Origin of the sequence: Nitratireductor mangrovi, assembly GCF_007922615.2 — a bacterium.
In the GTDB taxonomy this organism is placed as follows: Bacteria; Pseudomonadota; Alphaproteobacteria; order Rhizobiales; family Rhizobiaceae; genus Mangrovimarina; species Mangrovimarina mangrovi.
Window position 1 is genome coordinate 2,935,445 of record NZ_CP042301.2, and the last position, 18,199, is coordinate 2,953,643.

At 63.6% G+C, this 18,199-nt stretch carries 14 protein-coding genes; 12 read left to right on the forward strand and 2 right to left on the reverse strand.

Features of this window, described 5'->3' with window-relative positions:
• Window positions 1–64 precede the first annotated feature (64 nt).
• Together FQ775_RS14350 and FQ775_RS14355 are read left to right on the forward strand one after the other, a co-directional pair.
• Window positions 65–1,927, forward strand: a complete 1,863-nt coding sequence (locus FQ775_RS14350; protein ID WP_167812981.1) for a M3 family oligoendopeptidase — start codon at window positions 65–67, stop codon at window positions 1,925–1,927.
• Window positions 1,928–1,941: 14 nt separating this feature from the next.
• On the forward strand, window positions 1,942–2,862 hold the full coding sequence (locus FQ775_RS14355; protein ID WP_146301396.1) for a heme-dependent oxidative N-demethylase family protein: 921 nt from the start codon (window positions 1,942–1,944) through the stop codon (window positions 2,860–2,862).
• Here FQ775_RS14355 and FQ775_RS14360 read toward each other — a convergent pair.
• Together FQ775_RS14360 and ilvD are read right to left on the reverse strand one after the other, a co-directional pair.
• Complete coding sequence (locus tag FQ775_RS14360) at window positions 2,859–3,149, reverse strand: hypothetical protein (protein ID WP_146301397.1); 291 nt, start codon at window positions 3,147–3,149, stop codon at window positions 2,859–2,861. The two genes, FQ775_RS14355 and FQ775_RS14360, sit on opposite strands and share 4 nt — an antisense overlap.
• Window positions 3,150–3,243: 94 nt before the next feature.
• Window positions 3,244–5,079 carry a dihydroxy-acid dehydratase gene (gene ilvD / locus FQ775_RS14365; protein ID WP_146301398.1) on the reverse strand — a complete coding sequence of 612 codons (1,836 nt, stop codon included), beginning with the start codon at window positions 5,077–5,079 and terminating at the stop codon, window positions 3,244–3,246.
• 236 nt (window positions 5,080–5,315) lie between these two features.
• Here ilvD and FQ775_RS14370 point away from each other — a divergent pair, with 236 nt between their 5' ends.
• The 10 genes from FQ775_RS14370 to FQ775_RS23990 all read left to right on the forward strand — a co-directional run bounded on the left by FQ775_RS14370 (window position 5,316) and on the right by FQ775_RS23990 (window position 18,197).
• Window positions 5,316–7,070, forward strand: coding sequence for a tetratricopeptide repeat protein (locus tag FQ775_RS14370; RefSeq protein ID WP_146301399.1), 1,755 nt, complete (start codon window positions 5,316–5,318; stop codon window positions 7,068–7,070).
• 237 nt (window positions 7,071–7,307) lie between these two features.
• The gene (locus FQ775_RS14375; protein ID WP_146301400.1) at window positions 7,308–8,753 is read left to right on the forward strand and encodes a homospermidine synthase; all 1,446 of its coding nucleotides are present in this window, start codon (window positions 7,308–7,310) and stop codon (window positions 8,751–8,753) included.
• Window positions 8,754–8,878: 125 nt separating this feature from the next.
• On the forward strand, window positions 8,879–9,247 hold the full coding sequence (gene omp10 / locus FQ775_RS14380) for an outer membrane lipoprotein Omp10 (protein WP_146301401.1): 369 nt from the start codon (window positions 8,879–8,881) through the stop codon (window positions 9,245–9,247).
• Window positions 9,248–9,361: 114 nt separating this feature from the next.
• Window positions 9,362–10,615, forward strand: a complete 1,254-nt coding sequence (locus tag FQ775_RS14385; protein WP_146301402.1) for a phenylacetate--CoA ligase family protein — start codon at window positions 9,362–9,364, stop codon at window positions 10,613–10,615.
• Window positions 10,616–10,788: 173 nt separating this feature from the next.
• Entirely contained in the window at window positions 10,789–12,978 is a 2,190-nt protein-coding gene (locus FQ775_RS14390) for a 5'-nucleotidase C-terminal domain-containing protein (protein WP_167812983.1), read from the forward strand.
• 161 nt (window positions 12,979–13,139) lie between these two features.
• Window positions 13,140–14,204 carry a ferrochelatase gene (gene hemH, locus FQ775_RS14395; RefSeq protein ID WP_146301405.1) on the forward strand — a complete coding sequence of 355 codons (1,065 nt, stop codon included), beginning with the start codon at window positions 13,140–13,142 and terminating at the stop codon, window positions 14,202–14,204.
• A gap of 5 nt (window positions 14,205–14,209) precedes the next feature.
• A complete protein-coding gene (locus FQ775_RS14400) occupies window positions 14,210–15,226 on the forward strand; it encodes an alpha/beta fold hydrolase (RefSeq protein ID WP_146301406.1) in 1,017 nt (338 codons plus the stop codon).
• 102 nt (window positions 15,227–15,328) lie between these two features.
• Window positions 15,329–16,291 (forward strand): SPFH domain-containing protein, encoded by a 963-nt coding sequence (locus tag FQ775_RS14405; RefSeq protein ID WP_146301407.1) that lies wholly within the window; start codon window positions 15,329–15,331, stop codon window positions 16,289–16,291.
• A gap of 18 nt (window positions 16,292–16,309) precedes the next feature.
• Entirely contained in the window at window positions 16,310–16,768 is a 459-nt protein-coding gene (locus FQ775_RS14410; RefSeq protein ID WP_146301408.1) for an NfeD family protein, read from the forward strand.
• A gap of 37 nt (window positions 16,769–16,805) precedes the next feature.
• Window positions 16,806–18,197 carry an alpha/beta fold hydrolase gene (locus FQ775_RS23990; RefSeq protein ID WP_246730135.1) on the forward strand — a complete coding sequence of 464 codons (1,392 nt, stop codon included), beginning with the start codon at window positions 16,806–16,808 and terminating at the stop codon, window positions 18,195–18,197.
• Window positions 18,198–18,199 lie beyond the last annotated feature (2 nt).

The following is an 18,199-nucleotide window of genomic DNA, read 5'->3' on the forward strand; positions in this document are numbered from 1 at the left end:
AAAGCCGGTGAACAAACCCTTTCCCGGCCCGCGAGCCTGCATCCCTGACCGCGAGGAAGTCCGCATGCGCGCCATGACCGAGAAATTCCCGGCCGCTTCGGCCACCTCCGCGCCGCGTGGAACCGCGTCCGCCGAAGGTCAACCGCGGCTCGGTGACTTGCCCGAGTGGAACCTGGGCGACCTCTATGCCGGCATGGAAGCCGAAGAGCTGACGCGTGACCTCGAGCGCGGCAGGGCGGAAGCGGAAGCTTTCGAGGCGCGCTGGCGTGGCAAGCTCTCGGACGCGGCCGCCAAGCCTGGGCCGAACGGGCTTGGCGAGGCAATCGCCGGTTACGAGGCGTTGGAGGAGTTGATCGGCCGCATCGTCTCGTATGCAAGCCTGGTCTATGCCGGCGACACCAGCGATCCGAAGCGCGCCAAGCTTTATGGCGACATCCAGGAGCGGATGACCGACGCCAGCGCTCACCTGCTGTTTTTCCCGCTCGAACTGAACAAGATCGACGAAGCGCTGGTCGACGAAGCGCTTGCCGCCGACCCGGCATTCGGCCGCTATCGCCCATGGATCGTCGACTTGCGTAAGGACAAGCCCTATCAACTCGAAGACCGGGTGGAGCAGCTCTTCCACGAGAAATCGGTGACCGGGCGCGGAGCCTGGAACCGGTTGTTCGACGAGACGATGACGGCCTTGCGCTTCGATGTCGATGGCCGCGAACTGACGCTCGAACCGACCTTGAACCTGTTGCAGGACCCCGACGGCGGCAAGCGCAAGGCAGCCGCCGATGCCCTCGCGGAAACTTTCAAGGCCAATCTGCGCGTCTTCACGCTGATCACCAACACGCTGGCCAAGGACAAGGAAATCTCCGACCGCTGGCGCGGGTTTGCCGACATCGCCGACTCGCGCCACCTGGCCAACCGGGTCGAGCGGCCCGTCGTCGACGCGCTCGCCGAGGCCGTGCAGGGGGCCTATCCGCGCTTGTCACATCGCTACTATGCGATGAAGGCGCGCTGGTTGGGCTTCGAGGCGCTCAACCATTGGGACCGCAACGCACCACTCCCGGAAAGCCCGCAGGCGGTGATTGGCTGGGACGAAGCCAAGGAGACGGTGCTTTCGGCTTATCGTGGTTTCGCCCCGGAGATGGCCGACATCGCCGCGACTTTTTTCGACAGGCGCTGGATCGACGCGCCCGTTCGCCCCGGCAAAGCGCCCGGCGCGTTCGCTCACCCCACCGTGCCGTCGGTCCACCCCTATGTGCTCTTGAATTATATGGGCAAGCCGCGCGACGTCATGACGCTTGCCCACGAACTGGGGCACGGCGTGCATCAGGTACTGGCCGGCAAGCAGGGCGCCCTGATGGCCTCAACGCCGCTGACGCTCGCCGAGACGGCGTCGGTCTTCGGCGAGATGCTGACGTTCCGCTCGCTCCTCGAGCGCACCACCGACCGGCGCGAACGCAAGGCAATGCTCGCCCAGAAGGTCGAGGACATGATCAACACGGTGGTGCGCCAGATCGCGTTCTACGCTTTCGAGCGAAAGGTGCATTGCGAGCGCCGCAAGGGCGAACTGACCTCCGATCAGCTCGGCGAGTTCTGGCTCGAGGTGCAGCGCGAAAGCCTCGGGCCGGCGATCCGCCTGCGCGATGGCTACGAAGTCTTCTGGAGCTATATTCCGCACTTCGTCCACGCGCCGTTCTATGTCTACGCATACGCCTTCGGGGATTGCCTCGTGAACTCGCTGTTCGCCGTCTATCAGAATGCGGAGCGCGGTTTTCAGGAAAAATATTTCGACCTCTTGCGTGCCGGGGGAACCAAGCATCATTCCGAGCTTCTGGAGCCTTTCGGCCTCGATGCCTCCGATCCCGCCTTCTGGGACAAGGGCCTGTCGATGATCGAGGGACTGATCGACGAACTCGAGGCGATGGACGGCTGAACGACAGCACGGTCATGCACACGCCCTATGACGGGTCGTCTCGTCCTTTCACGATCGGCCTCACCCCGCTTCGTCCGACCGGCTGGATCGAAATCGACGAGCACTACGAGGCCTGGCTGGCGGGGAAAAGGCGGCTGCTGGCGGAGCGCCGCAATACCGTCTTCGTCGAGGAGCCGGGCACCCGCGAAGCACAGGGCGAAGCACTGGAACGGATCTGCAGCCACCTCGTGGCAGGATTCCCGGCGATCTTCCCCGGCACGCGCCAATGGGAGGCGGCACTCGCGGCGATGGACCGGGAACTTGGCGCCGGGCATGCGCCCCTGGTGGCGGCCTCACTTCTCGTCCAGGAAGACCTTGTCCTCATGCGAAAGGGCGAGGCCGGCTGGCGGCTCGCCGCGGGCTCGGTCTGCTTTCCGTCGTCGTGGACGCTGACGGAAAAATTCGCGCGACCTATCGAGGACATCCACGCGCCAGTGCCGCAATTCGGCCGCGGCACGCGGGCCGCACTGCTGATCAACCGCATTTTCGACAGTCTGAAGCCGGAACAGCCGGTCGAACGTCTGAACTGGTCACTGCAGACCGACGACCTGCTTCACAGGCCTTTGTCAGCTCAAGCGCGAGAGGGACGGATCGGAAGCCGGACGCCATCCTTTCCAGCAAATGATCCCATCGCTGCCGCCTTCATCCGCGTCGAGCGCCAGACGCTCACCAAGCTGCCACTCTCCGGCGACATCCTGTTCACCATCCGCATTCACCTCGACCCTATGACGGTGATCGGACGGCATCCGCAAAGGCAGCGCATCGCCGCGTCATTTGCCGAACAACTGGCAGCGCTCGATGACGCACAACTGGACTACAAGGGCCTTACAGCGGATCGCGATCGCCTGGTGGCCAGCCTTCGGACGATAGCGGAGGACGGAGATCTCCTCGGCTAGATGCCGGAGCCGAACAGTTCCTCGCCCTCTTCCCAAGGGGCGGGCATCGGTGCCGCGCCGGCCCTGGGCAAAGGCATCCAGCATTTCAGCTCCGGCTCGGCATAGCTGAACACCTGTCCTGGGTGGGAATCAGCCGAGCGCCAGCCTTCCATGCCGTACTGGTCGGCACGAGCCCAATGGGCGACGTCCACTTCTGCCGGCCCCTGCTCGGACGAGCGGACCGTCACCAGAATGCGGGTCCCGTCTTTCGGCGCGGTTTCCATCCGACGCCAGCCCGTTGCATCCATCTCGGTCCTCCCTCTACGGAGAAACTCTAGGCCACGACCGGCGACGCTGCAACGCGGCTGAAGGCGCTGAAAGCTGCACCCTCACTGCACGAACCTATTCCGGCAGGACGCGCACCGCACCCTTGTCGGCACTGGCTGCAAACGCCGCATAGGCCTTGAGCGCAGTCGTCACGTTACGCTTGCGTGGACCGGCCGGCCTCCAGCCCTTGGCGTCCTGCTCGGCACGCCGGCTGGCCAGTTCGGCATCCGAGACCATGAGGTTGACGGTGCGGTTGGGGATGTCGATCTCGATCGTGTCGCCGTCCCGCACCAGCCCGATGGCACCGCCGCCCGCCGCCTCCGGCGAGACATGGCCGATGGAGAGCCCGGAGGTGCCGCCGGAAAAGCGACCGTCGGTCAAAAGTGCGCAGGCCTTTCCCAGCCCCTTCGATTTCAGGTAGCTGGTCGGGTACAGCATCTCCTGCATGCCCGGCCCGCCCTTCGGCCCCTCGTAGCGAATGACGACAACGTCGCCGGCCTTCACTTCATTGCCGAGGATACCCTTCACGGCAGCGTCCTGGCTTTCGAAGACCTTCGCCGGCCCGGAGAACGTCAGGATCGATTCGTCGACGCCCGCCGTCTTCACGACGCAGCCGTCGAGCGCGATGTTGCCCTTAAGCACAGCGAGCCCGCCATCCTTTGAGAACGGGTGTTCGGGTGAACGGATGACACCAGCCTTGCGGTCGAGGTCGAGTTCTTTCCAGCGATTGGCCTGGCTGAAAGCCTGGGTGGTGCGCACGCCGCCGGGAGCCGCCATGTAGAACTGGCGGACATTGTCGCTGTTGGTGCGCGACACATCCCACATGTCGAGCGCATCGCCGATCGTCACCGCGTGGACGGTCGGCTCCTCGCGGTTGATCAGCCCGCCGCGGTCGAGTTGGCCGAGAATGGCCATGATGCCGCCGGCGCGATGGACATCCTCGATGTGCACGTCGTTCTTGGCCGGCGCCACCTTGCACAGCACCGGCACGCGGCGAGACAACGCGTCGATGTCATCCATGGTGAAGTCGATGCCGCCCTCATAGGCGGCAGCGAGGATATGCAGGACAGTATTCGTCGAACCGCCCATGGCGATATCCAGCGCCATGGCATTTTCGAACGCCTTTTTGGTGGCGATGGAGCGCGGCAACGCGGTCTCGTCATCCTGCTCGTAGTAACGCCGAGCCAAGTCGACAATGAGGTGCCCCGCCTCGACAAACAGGCGTTTGCGGTCGGCGTGGGTGGCAAGCGTCGAGCCGTTGCCGGGCAGCGACAGACCGAGCGCCTCGGTCAGGCAGTTCATCGAATTGGCGGTGAACATGCCCGAGCACGAGCCGCAGGTCGGGCAGGCTGCCTCCTCGACCGCCTGCACTTCCTCATCGGTGTAGCTGTCGTCGGCAGCCACCACCATGGCGTCTATGAGGTCGAGCGCCTGGAGATTGCCCTTCACCAGCGCCTTGCCGGCTTCCATCGGGCCGCCCGAGACGAACACGGCGGGAATGTTGAGCCGCATCGCCGCATTCAGCATTCCGGGCGTGATCTTGTCGCAATTGGATATGCAGACCATGGCATCGGCGCAATGCGCGTTGACCATGTACTCGACCGCGTCGGAGATGACCTCGCGCGACGGCAGCGAATAAAGCATGCCGTCATGGCCCATGGCGATGCCGTCATCGACGGCGATCGTGTTGAATTCCTTGGCAACGCCGCCCGCAGCCTCGATCTCACGCGCGACGAGTTGACCGAGATCCTTGAGGTGTACATGCCCCGGCACGAACTGGGTGAAAGAATTGACCACCGCGATAATCGGCTTGCCGAAATCGCCATCCTTCATGCCTGTCGCGCGCCAAAGACCGCGCGCGCCGGCCATGTTGCGGCCATGGGTGGTAGTGCGGGAGCGATAGGCGGGCATGATGGTGTCCTGTCTGTTTGGCCTTCATTTAGCGCGGATTTGGCTGACCGCAAACCCACGGCGGGATTTGTGACGAGCAGCGCGGCAGTACCGTCGATCGAAATGGTCTGCGCAGGATGCGTTTCGCGCCGTCGACGTGCCGTATTTGATTTGCCAGCGATCGCTGGCGGGCGGATAATTGCTGCCGGCGTTAAAGGGTCGGTTCCAAGACCCTTCGCCCATCTGTGGAGGCTCGCATGAGGTTTCACGTACTCCTGAAAAACGCAAGACTTCCCGCCCTGGTCCTCGCCGGTCTGGGAGCCGGCGCCGCGGCCGCCGCCTACAATGTCAGCGGTGATGCAGCACAGGCGCTCGCGCGCTCGCCGAGGTGCTTGCTGGCTGATATCCCCACGCAAGTCCAGTCTGCTGAAGCGGTCAAGGCTTACGAGGATGCCGAACCGCCGATCTGGGACGATCTTGGCAGTTTGACCTATCCGGTCACCACCGCGGTGCCGGATGCTCAGGCCTATTTCGACCAAGGTCTGCGCATGACCGCCAATTTCAACCATTCCGAAGCGCGGCGCGCTTTCCGAAAGGCGCAACGTCTCGATCCGACATGCGCCATGTGCTTTTTCGGCGAGGCCCTGGTGCTAGGGCCCAACATCAACGTGCCAATGCATCCCGACGCCAATCCAGTTGCCCTCGCTGCGCTGGAAAAGGCGCAATTGCTGGCGGTTGGAGCAAGCGAGAAGGAAGCCGACCTGATCGGCGCACTGGCAGTTCGCTATTCGCCCGACCCCGCAGCCGAACGGTCACAGCTCGACGCCGCCTTCGCTTCGGCAATGGCCGCGCTTTCCGATAAATATCCCGACGATCTGGAGTTCGCGGTGCTTGCGGCCGAAGCCGGCATGGACACGCAGCCCTGGGACTACTGGGAACCCGGCGGCGCGATGCCCAAGGGGCGAACCGCGGATGTGCAGAAGCGTCTCGAGCATGTCCTGGCGAAGGCTCCGGACCACCCGTGGGCAATTCATCTCTACATCCATTTGATGGAGGCTTCGGATCGGCCGGAGCGTGCCGAGCCCTATGCCGATCGTCTCGCCGCGCTGATGCCGGGCGCCGGGCACATCGTGCACATGCCAAGCCACATCTATTATCGCGTCGGCCGCTACGTCGACTCACTCGAGGCCAACAAGGCGGCTTCCGCGGTCGACGAAGCCTACATCAGCCAGACCGGCGCCATGGGCGTCTATCCGCTCGGCTACTACTCGCACAATATCCACTTCGTACTGGTTTCGGCCCAGCTTCTGGGGGAAACTGAAACAGTGCTCGCCCAAGCAGACAAGCTCGACAGATGGCTGACCAACGACGTCGCTGCAGCGATCCCGATCGCACAACCAGTGAAGGCAGCGCCGTATTTCGCCTGGGCTCAGTACAGCGAACCCGAAAGCGTCTTGGCGCTGTCCGAACCGCCAGGTGCACCACCCTACGTCAAGGCCATGTGGCACTATGCGCGCGGCGTGGCGCTCGCCGCCGGAAAGGACTTTGCCGGTGCCGCCGCTGAGGCGGATGCCATCAAGGTCATCGCCAATAAAACTGACTGGGCGGCGCTAGATGCTTGGGCGATCCCGGCGCGTCCTGTGCTGGCGGTCGCAGAAACGGTTGTTCGGGCGCGCATCGAGCAGCAAAAGGGCGACGACACGGCCGCCATCGAACTCTGGCGCAAAGCCGCCGAGATCGAGGATACGATCCCCTACATGGAACCGCCATTCTGGTACTACCCGGTCCGTCAATCGCTTGGCGCCGCACTGCTCAGGCAAGGCGACGCCCAAGCTGCCACCCAGGCGTTCAAGGCAGCGCTCGAACATGCCCGCGGCAGCGCGTGGGCGCTATACGGCCTGCAGCAGGCAGCCAAGGCCTCTGGCGACACCGTCGGCGAACAGAACGCCACGGCTGCGCTTGCCAAGGCGTGGCGCGGCGATCCCGGCCTGCTCGCATTAGATCGACTCTAGCCTCCGCATCCGGCGCCAAATCTTTTGGCGCCGGATCGCGCATGTCATCTGCCACCTCGGCAAAGGCTGGCCACGGCGCAACTCTTCGCGAGTTGCAACGCAAGAGTGGCGACCGTCTTTGCAACTCGCAACGTGCTGCGCGGCTTCGCTTTGCGGCTTTTCGCTTTATTGTGACACTCGTTTGTGTTTTAGCCGCCAACGAGTGCGATCGCGACAACCCGACATGAGGGCTCCTCAATGGCGAAGAACGACTGGCCTGTCTACGGTGAGATCTCCGGTCCGATCGTGATGATCGGCTTTGGGTCGATCGGTCGCGGGACACTTCCCCTGATCGAGCGCCACTTCGGCTTCGACAAGAGCCGCATGGTCGTCATCGATCCGCGCGACGACGACCGCAAGCTGCTCGACGAGCGCGGGATCGCCTTCGTCCAGGCTCATGTCACGAAGGACAACTACAGGGAGCTTCTGACGCCCTATCTGACCGCCGGCGAAGGTCAGGGCTTTTGCGTCAACCTCTCTGTGGACACGTCGTCGCTGGAACTGATGAAGCTCTGCCGCAAGCTCGGCGTGCTCTATGTCGACACGGTGGTGGAGCCGTGGTTCGGGTTTTATTTCGACAGCAGGGCCGGCAACGAGGCGCGCACCAACTACGCGCTGCGCGAGACCGTCAGGCGCGAGAAGAAGCGCAAGCCGGGCGGCACCACCGCGCTCTCCTGCTGCGGCGCCAACCCCGGCATGGTTTCGTGGTTCGTCAAGCAGGCGCTGGTCAATCTGGCCGGCGATCTCGGCCTCAAGTTCGAGGTACCGGCACCCGATGATCGAGCCGGCTGGGCGAAGCTGATGAAGAAAGCCGGTGTAAAGGGAATCCACATCGCCGAGCGCGATACCCAGCGCACCCGCAAGCCGAAGCCGATGGACGTGTTCTGGAATACATGGTCGGTGGAAGGGTTTGTGTCAGAGGGCCTGCAGCCTGCCGAACTCGGCTGGGGGACCCACGAGAAATGGAAGCCCAAGAACGCCCGCGGTCACAAGAAGGGCTGCAAGGCAGCCATCTATCTCGAGCAGCCCGGCGCCAATACCCGCGTGCGCACATGGTGCCCGACGCCCGGCGCCCAATACGGTTTTCTCGTGACCCACAACGAGGCGATCTCGATCGCCGATTTCTTCACGGTACGCGACAAGGCGGGAAAGGTCTCCTACAGGCCGACCTGCCACTATGCCTATCACCCCTGCAACGATGCTGTCCTGTCGCTCCACGAGATGTTCGGAGCGGCCGGCAAGGCGCAACCGGTGCACCATGTGCTCGACGAGAACGAACTGGTCGACGGCGTCGATGAACTCGGCGTGCTTCTCTACGGCCACAAGAAGAACGCCTACTGGTACGGTTCACAACTGTCGCTCGACGAGACCCGCAAGCTCGCGCCGTACCAGAACGCCACCGGGTTGCAGGTAACCTCGGCGGTGCTGGCCGGCATGGTGTGGGCCCTTGAAAACCCTGAAGCCGGCATCGTGGAAGCCGACGAGATGGACTATCGCCGCTGTCTTGAGGTCCAGATGCCTTATCTCGGCCCGGTGAACGGCTTTTACACCGACTGGACGCCTCTCGATGCCCGTCCCGGGTTGTTCCCGGAAGACATCGATCGCAAGGACCCCTGGCAGTTCCGCAACATCCTTGTCAGGTAATCTCACGCCTCGTGGAGGCAGGAGGATGCATCTGTCGGCCTAAGGTGGGGACCACGACCGTGGCCGCCTTGCTTTTGCCGATCTGACGCGGCAAGAAAAGCGCAGGAATTTAAGGAGACGCCGCCATGAAACTTTACCGCTTGATGCTGGCGGCCGCGGCAGCGGCGGTGCTGGCCGGATGCCAGACCGAGGGAGGCGGCGGCTCGTTCGCACGGCAGCAGACCGGTGTGGAGGGCGACTGGATCGGCACCGATGGTGTCGCCATCTCGCGCTTCAACAGCGGCACGTTTGAAACCTTCGCGACCGACACCGGCAACAAGCTCGCCCAGGGCACATACCGCCAGCGCGACGCGCGCACCATCGACATCACGCTCCGGTCGCTGATCCGTCAGACCACCTCGAGCGTGGCGTGCTCAATGGTCAACCAGCGCCAGCTCAACTGCACCAGCGATTCGGGCAGTCAGTTCGTCCTTGTCCGCCGCTCGGTAAGCTGACAACGGGGGCTGCAGGCCCTCGTCGCACAAATCTTTCTGCGTCTGTCTTCCCTCGCCTTGCACGGCGAAGTGGCCTCCTGCGATAACGGCTAAAAATCGGGAGGAGGCTCACGCATGGGCGCATATTTCGACGATCTGGAGACGCGCGACGAGGTCGAGCGGGAGGCCGAAATGTTCGGCCGGCTGCCACATTTTCTCTCGCAGGCGATGGCGCAGGCACCAGGGTTAGCGACCTGGCTGGCTGGCGTTTCGGCAAGCGAATTGACCTCACGCGAAGCGCTGGCGAAGCTGCCGGTGCTGCGCAAGGCGCAGCTGATGGAAATGCAGGCGAAGAACCCGCCTTTCGGCGGCTTTGCGGACGAGACCCGGCTTGCAGGCCGGCGTGTATTCCTGTCGCCGGGTCCGATCTGGGAACCGCAAGGCGATGGCGCCGATCCTGCCCAGGCTGCGCGCGCCTTCTTCGCCGCCGGCATTCGCCCCGGCGATCTTGTCCACAACGCTTTCGCCTACCACATGACGCCAGGCGGCTTCATCCTCGACCAGGGCGCCAGGGCGCTGGGCTGCACGCTGTTCCCGGCCGGCGTCGGCAACACCGAAATGCAGGTCGAAGCGGCGGCGGCGCTGCGGCCGACCGTCTATTGCGGAACGCCCGACTTCCTCAAGGTCATGCTCGACAAGGCGGCGGAGAGCGGCAAGGACTTGTCCTCATTCCGCCTTGGGCTGGTTTCTGGCGGCGCGCTCTTTCCGTCGCTGCGTGCCGAATACGCCGAACGCGGCATATCGGTGCTTCAGTGCTACGCGACCGCCGAATTCGGCGTCATCGCCTACGAATCCACCGATGAGAGCGGCAATCCCCTGCCCGGCATGATCCTCAACGAAAACCTGATCGTTGAGATCGTGCGGCCGGGCACTGGCGATCCCGTCGAAGACGGCGAAGTCGGTGAAGTCGTGGTCACCGGCTTCAACGCCACCTATCCGCTGGTCAGGCTCGGAACCGGCGACCTTTCGGCCATCATGCCCGGCATCTCCCCTTGCGGCCGGACCGGCCGGCGCATCCGTGGCTGGATGGGGCGCGCAGACCAGCGTACCAAGATCAAGGGCATGTTCGTCGACCCGAAACAGGTTGCCGAGATCGTCGGGCGCCACCCCGAGGTCGCAAAGGCGCGGCTTGTGGTGAGCCGCGATGGCGAAACCGACGCGATGGAGTTGCAGGTCGAACCGGCGAACGGCGCCGCGCCCGACGTCGGCGCGCTCAAGGGATCGCTGCGCGAACTCACCAAGCTCGCGGGAGCCGTTACACTGGTGGCGGCGGGGAGCCTGCCGAATGACGGCAAGGTGATCGCCGACGAGCGTGACTATTCCGCCTGAGTCAGATCCGTCGGCGCACAACCAGCCACTTGCATCCTGTCGGGCGCGGTGTGAACATGGATTTGTCCGGCGCGAGACAATTTCGACAACATGGCGCGCTAGGTCTGATCTGCGAACGTTTTCGTTTCCCGGCGGGAATGCGTCCCTGTTCGGGGTGGAATGGGAGAATCGTCATGAAAAAGCTCGCCGCGCTTGCCACGGTCTCGGCATCGGCTCTTGCGATGTCGGCCACGGCATCCTTTGCCGACTACACGCTGAACATTTTGCATATCAACGACTGGCACAGCCGCATCGAGTCGATCAACAAATACGATTCGACCTGCTCGGCCGAGGACGAGACTGAAGGCAAATGCTTCGGCGGCGCCGCCAGGCTGGTGACCGCCGCGGCCGCCCGGCGCGGCGCGCTAGAGGGCGAGAACGTGCTGTTCCTCAATGCTGGCGACAATTTCCAAGGATCGCTTTACTACACCACCTACAAGGGGGCCGTCGAAGCCGAGTTCCTCAACCAGATGGGTACCGACGCCATGGCTGTCGGCAACCATGAGTTCGACGACGGCGAGGAAGGTCTTGCGACATTTCTCGACGCGGCCAAGTTTCCGGTCCTCAGCGCCAACGTCGCGCCCGACGACGCCTCGGTTCTCGGCGACCGGGTGAAGGCCTATGCCATCCTGGACGTCGGCGGTGAAAAGGTGGCGATCATCGGCGCCGTCGCCAACGACACCGCCGAGCTCTCCTCGCCCGGCGAGCACGTGAGCTTCGCCGACGATGTCGAGACCATTACTGCTGCTGTCGAGGAAGTCACCGCTCAGGGCGTGAACAAGATCATCGCGCTCACCCATGTCGGCTATCCGCGCGATCTGGCGGCAATCGCCAAGATCCCCGGCGTTGACGTGGTCGTCGGCGGCCACTCCAACACCTTCCTGTCGAACACCGCCGATGGTGCCGACGGCCCCTACCCGACGATGGTGGACAATCCCGACGGTCACAAGGTTCCTGTCGTCCAGGCGGCGTCCTATTCCAAATATCTGGGCGAGTTGAAGGTCGTGTTCGACGATGCCGGCGTCGTTACCTCCGCGACGGGCGAACCGATGCTGCTTGATGCTTCGGTCACCCCCGATGCTGGCGTGCTTACCCGCATCGCTGAGCTGGGCGCACCGATCGAGGAATTGAAGGCGAAGGTCGTGGCCGAGACAACGGCGCCGATCGACGGCAGCCGCGACAGTTGCCGCGCCGGCGAATGCGAGATGGGCAACCTCGTCAGCGACGCCATGCTGGAGCGGGTCAAGAACCAGGGTATCCAGGTCGCGATCCAGAATGGCGGTGGCCTGCGCGCCTCCATCGACCAGGGCGAGGTCACGATGGGCGAGGTGCTCTCGGTACTGCCGTTCCAGAACACCCTCGCCACGTTCCAACTGGCCGGCAAGGATATCGTGGCCTCGCTCGAGAACGGCGTCAGCCAGATCGAGGATGGCGGCGGACGCTTCGCGCAGGTTGCCGGCCTGCGTTACTCGTTTGATCCGTCGGTGGCACCGAACGAGGGCCGCATCAAGTCGGTCGAGGTCAACGAGGGCGGCAACTGGGTACCGATCGACCCCGACAAGGTCTACGGCGTGGTATCCAACAACTTCATGCGCAATGGCGGCGACGGCTACGCCCTGTTCAAGACCAACGCCCAAAACGCCTATGATTACGGCCCGGGTCTCGAGCAGGTGGTTGCCGACTACCTCGCCGAAGTCGGCCCCTATGAGCCCAAGATCGAAGGCCGCGTGACCAAGGTCGAGGCCGCGATGGACGAGACCGAGGACAAGGCGATGGCGGATGAGCCCGCGCCCGCCGAGGAAGCAGCGGCGGCCGAGGAAGCGGCCATCACCACCCCGGAACTGCCGGCCATGTCCTCGACGCTCACCACCGAGGCGCCGATGTTGCCGGCCGATGAAACCGCTGATGCGGCAATGGCGAAGGAAGCGGAGATGAAGGCCGCCGAGGAGGCCAAGATGGCCGAAGAGGCAGCCGCCAAGAAGGCCGAGGAAGAGAAAATGGCCAAGGAGGCGGAGATGAAGGCCGCCGAGGAGGCCAAGATGGCCGAAGAGGCAGCCGCCAAGAAGGCCGAGGAAGAGAAAATGGCCAAGGAGGCGGAGATGAAGGCGGAAGAAACCGCCATGGCCGCCGAAAAGCCCGCTGGCGGCGAGATGGCGATGGAAGAGCAGATGCATACCATCGCACGCGGCGACAGCTACTGGAGGCTGGCGGCGAAGTTCTACGGCGATCCGATGATGTGGCCCAAGCTGAAGGCCGCCAATCCGGACTACAACCCCGACTTCCTGCCGATCGGCGCGATGTTGAAGGTGCCGGCGGCGAACTGACCGCCTGCTTCCTTCGCGACCAATTGACCCGCCCTTTCGTCAAAGGGCGGGTTTTGCTTTTCTACGACGCTTGGTCGTGTAGTTCTCGTCTTTACAGGCCGCGCCCGCTATTGAAGCAGGATCGGGCGCCTCTATCTCGGCATGTGGACGAGGGCATCTTCATGACGACCAAGACCAGCATTTCCGGCGCCAGCGCGAAGGCACTCGGCCCTCTGCCCGGAGGGCATCCGCCCGTTCGCGCTCCCAAAGTCGGCGTCATGCTGGTCAATCTCGGTACGCCCGACGGCACCGACTACGCACCGATGCGGCGCTACCTGCGCGAGTTCCTGTCCGACCGGCGCGTGATCGAGTGGCCGCGCGCCATCTGGTACCCGATCCTTTACGGCATCGTTCTCAACACACGGCCCAAGAAATCCGGCGCCGCCTACGCCAAGATCTGGAACATGGAACGCAACGAATCGCCCCTGCGCACGTTCACGCGGGCACAGGCGGAGAAGCTGGCGGACGCCCTTTCCGGCCACGAGCATGTCGTCGTCGACTGGGCGATGCGCTACGGCCAGCCGTCGATTGCGAGCGTGCTGGACCGGCTGACCGAGGCCGGTTGCGACCGCGTTGTTATGTTTCCGCTCTATCCGCAATATTCTGCGACGACGACGGCCACGGTGAACGACAAGTTCTTCGAAGCTCTGTCAGCCAAGCGTTGGATGCCCGCGGTCCGGACGGTGCCTGCCTATTATGATGAGCCCGTCTACATTGAGGCGCTGGCCCGCTCGATCGAAGCCCATCTCGCGACGGTCGGTTTCGAGCCCGAGGTTGTGATCGCCTCCTATCACGGCATTCCGCAGAGCTATTTCCAGCGTGGCGACCCTTACCATTGTCATTGCCAGAAGACGACACGCCTGCTGCGCGAGCGCCTCGGCTGGGACGAGAAAACGCTGATCACCTGCTTCCAGTCCCGTTTCGGGCCCGAGGAGTGGTTGCAGCCCTACACCGACAAGACGATTGAGAAGCTGGCGCGGGATGGCGTGAAATCGATCGCCGTCTTCAACCCCGGCTTTGTCTCCGACTGCCTGGAAACGCTGGAAGAGATTGCCGGCGAGGCTGGCGAAATTTTTCATGAAGCCGGCGGCGAGAATTTCACCCACATCCCTTGCCTGAACGACAGCACCGAGGGCATGGCCGTCATCGAGGCGATGGTCCGCCGCGAGCTTTCCGGCTGGCTCTGACTGGCATGATCGCTCGCATTATTGCACTTATTGTGGCGATCCTCGCGGCTTTCGCCGCTGTTGTGGTCGGCCTCGTTGCCTTCAGTCGGCCTCCCGAACAGCCGCAGCCGGCGGCGGACGAAAGTCTGGATTTCAGCGCGGCGATCTCTCAGGACCTTGCCGGATTGCCTGAACCGACATCCTGGACCGCACGCGATGGAACGGCGCTCGTCTATCGCCGCTATGACCGGGAAGGGACCGGTGGTCGTGTCGTCATTCTCGTGCACGGCTCCGGCTGGCACGGCATGCAGTTCCACGCGATGGCAAGCGCACTCGCACGTAGAGGCCTCGCGACGGTGATCGTTCCGGACCTGCGCGGCCACGGCCGAGACCCTGAACGCCGCGGCGACGTCGACCATATCGGCCAGCTCGAGGAAGACCTCGCCGACCTGATCGGTCACCTCCGCGCGCTGGGACTGGACGGCCACATGGTGCTCGGCGGGCATTCCTCGGGCGGCGGGCTCGTCATACGGTTCGCCGGCGGCCCGTTCGGCAAGATCGCCGATGGCTTCCTGCTTATGGCGCCATTTCTGAAATACGACGCGCCGACTACGCGGCCGAACTCCGGCGGCTGGGCGCGGCCTGCGACGCCGCGCATTATCGGCCTGTCGATCCTTAACGGCCTGGGCATCGCTGGGTTCAACCACCTGCCGGTCATATCCTTCGCGATGCCGCGTTCCGTGCTCGATGGACCGCTCGGCGCGACGGCAACGACGCGCTACAGCCATCGCATGAACGTTTCTTTCGCGCCGCGCACAGACTTCGGGGCCGACCTGGCGGCAATGACAGCGCCTTTCCTGCTGGTCGCGGGAGCCAAGGACGAAGCCTTCATCGCGGAAGCCTATGAAGTGACCATCGCCGAACATACGGACGCTGGCTCCTACCGCGTGCTGCCCGGCATCTCTCATCTGGGGATCGTCACCGACCCGGCAGCGATCAATGCGGTCGCGACGTGGTTGGCGACTTTGCCTCGCAACGACTGAGTGGCAATCCCCAAAAGCAAGATTGTTTCTGCAACATTTCGCGCTTAAGTCTTAGCAAGGCGGCCGCACTTGCGGCGCGTTACGGGCAGCGGAGGCATCCCCATGGCATTCACCGGTCTCGATATCCTCATTCCGGTTCTCGTCGTCCTCGTCTTGCTGCTCATCTTTGCCGGCATCAAGACGGTTCCCCAGGGCAACAACTTCACCGTCGAACGTTTTGGCCGCTACACCCGCACTTTGACGCCCGGCCTCAACATCATCGTGCCATTCATCGATCGGATCGGCGCGCGCCTCAACATGATGGAACAGGTGCTCGACGTTCCCACCCAGGAGGTGATTACCCGCGACAACGCCACCGTCGCCGTCGACGGCGTCGCGTTCTACCAGGTACTGAACGCGGCGCAGGCTGCCTACCAGGTGTCGGGGCTGGAAAACGCCATCCTCAATCTGACCATGACCAACATTCGCTCGGTCATGGGTTCCATGGATCTCGACGAGTTGCTGTCGAACCGCGACGCTATCAACGAGCGCCTTCTGCGCGTCGTTGACGAGGCGGCCAACCCCTGGGGTGTCAAGATGACCCGGGTCGAAATCAAGGACATCAACCCGCCGGAAAATCTAGTCGAATCGATGGCCCGGCAGATGATGGCCGAGCGCAACAAACGCGCCCAGATTCTGGAAGCCGAGGGGCTGAAGCAGGCGCAGGTTCTGGAAGCGGAAGGCCGCAAGGAAGCGGCTTTCCGCGACGCCGAGGCGCGCGAGCGGCTCGCGGAGGCCGAAGCCCGCGCCACCCAATCCGTATCGGAAGCGATCGCCCAGGGCGACGTGCAGGCGATCAATTACTTCGTGGCGCAGAAATACACCGAAGCCTTGGGCAAGATCGGCTCGGCCGCAAACAACAAGGTAGTGTTGATGCCGATCGAGGCATCGTCCCTCATCGGCTCGCTCGGCGGCATTGGAGCGATCGCCAAGGAGGTGTTCGGAGATGGCGGCGGCGAAACGCGGACCCGCTCGACCGCACGCACGCCTGCGGTCACGCCGGATCGGTCGCGGCCGAACGACTAGGCGCGGACGGAGGCGGCCATGATCGCACGCATTTTTGCCGAACTCGGTCCGTGGAACTGGATCGTCCTTGGTTTCCTCCTGCTGGCGCTGGAGATACTGGTCCCCGGAGTCTTCCTGGTATGGATCGGCCTCGCAGCGCTCGCCACCGGCCTGCTGTCGATCGCACTATGGGAGGCGGGTTTCTGGACCTGGCAGGTACAGACGATCGTCTTCCTGCTGTTGTCGCTGCTTTCCGCTTATGGCGGCTATCGCTTCGTTCGCGGTCGGGAGACGCCGAGCGACCAGCCCCTGCTCAACCAGCGCGCCCGGCAACTTGTCGGACGCACGGCCACGCTGGAGGAAGACATGCGAGAGGGGCGGGGCCGTATCCGCCTTGGCGATACCTATTGGCGCGTCTCCGGCCCGGACGCTGCCGCCGGCACGCGCGTCCGTGTCGTCGAAGCCAAGGACTCGGAGTTGACCGTCGAGGTGATCTAGCCAGCCATGAACCGAAAACTGTCCACTGGAGGCTGAGGTGGCCCGACGGCTGGCTGCAATCCTTTGCGCCGACATTGCGGGCTACAGCCGCCTGATGGAGATGGATGAGCAAGGCCTGCTCGCACGCCAGAAGAAGCATCGGCGCGAACTGGTTGACCCCGAACTGAGGAATCATGGCGGCCGGCTCGTCAAGACGACCGGCGACGGCATGCTGGTGGAGTTCGCGTCGGCTCAGGAAGCAGTCCAGTGTGCGATCGACATCCAGAGCGCCATGCGCGAACGCGAGCGGGCAGTCGACCAAGCCGAACGAATTGCCTACCGTGTCGGGGTCAATCTCGGCGACATCCTGGTCGAGGACGGAGATATCTTCGGGGACGGCGTCAACGTCGCGTCACGCCTTGAAGGCCTCGCCGAGCCCGGAGGAATCTGCGTTTCCGATATTGTCCATCAGGCGGTAGAGGACCGCATCCACGCGCCATTCAGGGACCTGGGACGTCAGCGTGTGAAGAACATTTCCCGGCCGGTGCGGGTCTGGCAGTGGACGCCGGAGCAGGTGGCTCCTCCACCTCCATCGGACCTCGAACTGCAGCAGCGGGTCCACTTCGCCAGGGCACCCGACAACATCCAGATCGCATGGGCGAGTATCGGTCAGGGTCGCCCTGTGCTCAGGGCGCCCCATTGGCTGAACCACCTCGACTATGAATGGCGCAGCCCGCTCTGGCGGCCCTATCTGGAACAATATGCCCGGATGTGCCGATTGCTCCGTTTTGATCAGCGCGGAAACGGCCTATCAGACTGGGACGTCGGCGAGATCTCGTTCGACGCGATGATTGGTGACATGACGGCGGTGGTGCAAGCCGCAAAACTCGACAGGTTTGCGCTTGTTGGCATGTCGCAGGGATGCCCCTTTTCCATGCGTTATGCCGCGCAGTTCCCTGAGCAGGTCTCCTGCATGATCCTGTTCGGCGGCTACATACACGGACGCAAGCGGCGCACCGACGCCGAACAGATAAAGCTCCACGTTTTAGGAGAGGCCATGATTCGGGATGGCTGGGGGTCTACCAATCCGCTTTTCCGCAGCTTCTTCACATCCTCGTTCCTCCCCGACGCGGCGGCATCGATTGCGGAGAGTTTCGATGAACTGCAACGCAACGCCACCAGTGGCGAAAATGCGCTCCGAATCTATGACATGAATGGCGATGTGGATGCGACCGAATGGGCGAGAAAGGTACGCACACCGACCCTAGTGCTGCATTGCGCAGGTGACCGTGTGGCGCCAGTTTCGGAGGGACGCTTGGTGGCCAAGCTTATTCCCGGCGCTACCTTCATCGAACTACCGGGAAACAACCACATCCCGACCGCGGGGACACCGTCGTTCGATCGATATTTCGACGAGGTTGCAGCGTTCCTGGCCGAGCACAACCAGTAAGA